The organism is Actinomadura logoneensis (assembly GCF_003428695.1).
GTDB classification, from domain to species: domain Bacteria; phylum Actinomycetota; class Actinomycetes; order Streptosporangiales; family Streptosporangiaceae; genus Spirillospora; species Spirillospora logoneensis.
Genome location: NZ_QURH01000041.1, coordinates 1 through 3104 on the forward strand (window position 1 = coordinate 1; position 3104 = coordinate 3104).

Below are 3104 nucleotides of genomic sequence, written 5' to 3' on the forward strand. Positions count from 1 at the left end.
GGTGCGCACGCAGCTCGGACGGGGCGCGCCCGCGACGGCGCGGAAGCGGCCGGAGGGCGTGGTGGGGCGGTGCAGAGCGCGGCGTCGCAGGCGCGGTTCCGGCGGTCGGTGTCGGCGCTGTTCCGGCACGCGGTGTTCGCCGGATGGGTGCAGCTGAACCCGATGGGCGCGGCGACGGTCCGTCCCAAGCAGCGGGGCGGGCTGCGCGCCGAGCGGCGGGCGCTGACGGCCGAGCAGGCGGGCGGGCTGGTCGGCGCCGCGCGGGGCCTGGCCGACCGTCCCGAGGAGGGGGCCGAGCGCGGCCGCGCCGACCAGCGCACCGAGTTGCGCGACGCGCTCATCGTGCTGCTGCTGGGCCGCGCCGACCAGCGCACCGAGTTGCGCGACGCGCTCATCGTGCTGCTGCTGGCGGCGGTCGGTCCGCGCGTGTCGGAGCTGACGCGGGCCAACGCCGAGGACTTCTTCGTGAACGCGGGCGTGCGGTACTGGCGGATCTTCGGCAAGGGCGGGCGGACGCGGGACGTGCCGCTCCCCCGGCCGGTCGCCGAGGTCCTGGACGCCTACCTCGCGCGGGGGCGGACGCTGCTGGACCGCGGCCGGGAGCCGAAGGCGCTGCTGCTGTCGTGGCGGGGGCGGCGGCTGGCCCGCGGCGACGTCCAGGCCGTGATCGACCGGGTGCAGGCGCGCGTGGATCCCGAGCACCGGCGGACGGTCACCCCGCACGGGCTGCGGCACACGACCGCGACGCACCTGCTGGCGGCGGCGACGGACATGGACGCGGTGCGGCGGGTGCTGGGGCACGCGGACCTGTCCACGCTCGGCCGCTACCGGGACGAGCTGCCCGGTGAGCTGGAGGCGGCGATGCGGGTCCATCCGCTGCTGGGACGGGTCGAGACCGCCCCCAACGCGGAGACCGCCCGGGGAGGAGAGACCGCCCGGGGCGGGCAGGACGGCCGGGGCGGGCAGGTCGTGCGGCCCCGCGAGCCCGCCGAGGCGAAGGACGCGGAGGCGGCGGGGCCGGTGGAGGCCGCCGGGAGCGGCGCCTGAACGGTCAGGTCCAGTGGGACGGACGGGCGAGGTCGTCCGGGATCCGCGTGGCGGTGTCACCGCGGGCGGCGTTGAGCTGCGGCTGGGTGAGGAACAGGGCGGCGGACAGGTCCGCCCCGTCCAGGACGGCGCCGCGCAGGTCCGCGCCGAGCAGGTCGGCGTGGTTCAGGTCGGCCCCGGTCAGGTCGGCGCCGAGCAGCAGCGCGCCGCGCAGGTCCGCGGCGCGCAGGTCGGCACGGCGCAGGGCGCGTCCGGTGAGGTCCCCGCGGTGGTGGTCGCGGGGCCGGGAGGCGTGCCGGCGGCGCGTGAGGTCGCTGGCGGTGCGCAGCAGTTCGGCCGCGGACTCGTGCAGGGTCGGCAGGTCGGCGGCCAGGAGCGTGTCGGCGTCCTGGTGGGTGAGGTCGTCCAGGGTGGCGATGGCGGCGGTGACGCGGGCGCGGACGGGCTCGGCGCCGGGCAGCGCGGCGGCGTGGTGCAGGTGCCACAGCAGCTCGTGCAGGTGCCGCATCCGCGGGTAGGCGGCCGTCATGAGCGGCACCAGGTCGGGATCGGCGCGCCAGTCGCGTCCGCCGAAGGTGTGCTGGGACAGCTTCTGCCCGGCGCCCAGGCACTCGTAGACGGTGCAGCCGGTGAACCCGCTCCCCGCGAGGCGGGAGTGGATCGTGCAGCGGTGGTCGGCGGCCAGGTTCACGCACGGCCGCCCGGCGGGCTTGGTGAGCGCGAAGTCGCTGGAACGCGTGAAGGGCAGGGTGACGCAGCACAGCCCGAAGCAGCGGGCGCAGTCGGCGCGCAGCTCCTCGGGCGGGGTGCGGGGCGTGGCGGTCACGGGCGGGCCGTTCTGGCGTGAGGCCGGAGGATGCTCTCCCCGGCGGGACGGACTGGACGAGGCAGGATGGACTGGACGAGGCAGGACGAGACGGGACAGGGCGGGGCGGGCCGCGCGGAACGCCGGCCGGGCGGCCGGGACGGTACGGGCGGCGGGTGGGCCCGCCGGTTCGCTGGTGGGCCCACCGGTTCATTGTGCCTGCTCGGCGGGGGTGAGGAGAGTGCGGCCGAGGCGGTAGGCGTGGGCGAGGTCGTCGCCGCGGTAGTCCAGCGCCGCCAGGTCGGCCAGGTGGTGGTCGGCGTTGATCGCGACCGTGTGCCGCAGGTGCCGGAACAGCGGCGCGTCCGACATCGAGTCCCCGTAGGCGACGCACCGGTCGCGGTCCACGCCGTGCCGGGCCCGGACGCGGTCGGTGATGGCGACCTTGTCGGCCGGGGTGAGGATGTCGCCGGGCGCGGGCGGGCCGGCGAGCGGCAGCGGCGGGAACCGGGACGCGGCGACCTCGTCGAACCCCAGGTCCAGCAGGTGCCGGGCGAAGAAGTCCGGCGACATGGTGATCACCAGGGAGTGCTCGCCGCGGGCGCGGATGTCGGCGCACACCTCGGCGATGCCGCGCAGCCACGGGCTGGCGGCGTAGGCGGCGGCGACGGTCTCGGCGGTGAGGCGGTCGCGCCAGATGCCGTAGAGGGTGGTGGAGAAGGTCTTGGTGTCGATGGCGCCGGACGCGAAGCGCGCCTCCAGGGCGAGGAGTTCGGCCTCGGTGTCGGTGTGGCGGGCGATCTGCAGGCTGGCGGTGGAGCCGGTCAGCAGCGTGCCGTCCATGTCGAAGATGTGCAGGATTCCCACAAATCGATCATTGTCGCACCTTCGGGCGGCCCCGGCCGCAACGATGATCACGACCGCAGGTGGTGATCGCGACCGCAAGGGTGATCACGGCCGGGGTCCCGGTGACCGGGCTCCCGCGGGTCACCCGCCCTCGCGGCGGCGCCGGGTCTCGCGGGACGGCCAGAAGACGTAGGAGAGCAGGATCGCCGCCCAGATCCCCAGCGGCCACGCGGGCCAGTAGTCCTCGAGACGGCCCTCGCCGAGCGACCTGGCGGCCCACAGCACGTTCATGATCACGGCGCCGCCGATCCAGTACAGGACCTCCTTGCGCCACCACAGGCGCTCGACGCGGCGGCGCTCGGTCTCGGCCCGGGCCGCCGCGCGGGCGCCCGCCGCCCGCGACGGG

3 protein-coding genes and 1 pseudogene are annotated in these 3104 nt (G+C 76.4%); 1 reads left to right on the forward strand and 3 read right to left on the reverse strand.

The genetic code is table 11. The annotated features are described in order from the left end of the window. Positions 1 to 1047: tyrosine-type recombinase/integrase (locus DZF91_RS02435; protein ID WP_117355890.1), on the forward strand; the 1047-nt coding region annotated here is incomplete at its 5' end. Positions 1048 to 1051: 4 nt separating this feature from the next. Here the strand turns inward: DZF91_RS02435 and DZF91_RS02440 are convergent. The 3 genes and pseudogenes from DZF91_RS02440 to DZF91_RS39340 all read right to left on the reverse strand — a co-directional run. Continuing rightward, positions 1052 to 1873 carry a pentapeptide repeat-containing protein gene (locus DZF91_RS02440; RefSeq protein ID WP_117355888.1) on the reverse strand — a complete coding sequence of 274 codons (822 nt, stop codon included), beginning with the start codon at positions 1871 to 1873 and terminating at the stop codon, positions 1052 to 1054. 189 nt (positions 1874 to 2062) lie between these two features. Beyond that, positions 2063 to 2719, reverse strand: coding sequence for an HAD family hydrolase (locus DZF91_RS02445; protein ID WP_117355889.1), 657 nt, complete (start codon positions 2717 to 2719; stop codon positions 2063 to 2065). Between the two features lie 120 nt (positions 2720 to 2839). Further along, a pseudogene (locus tag DZF91_RS39340) lies at positions 2840 to 3104 on the reverse strand (hypothetical protein); the annotation flags it as partial.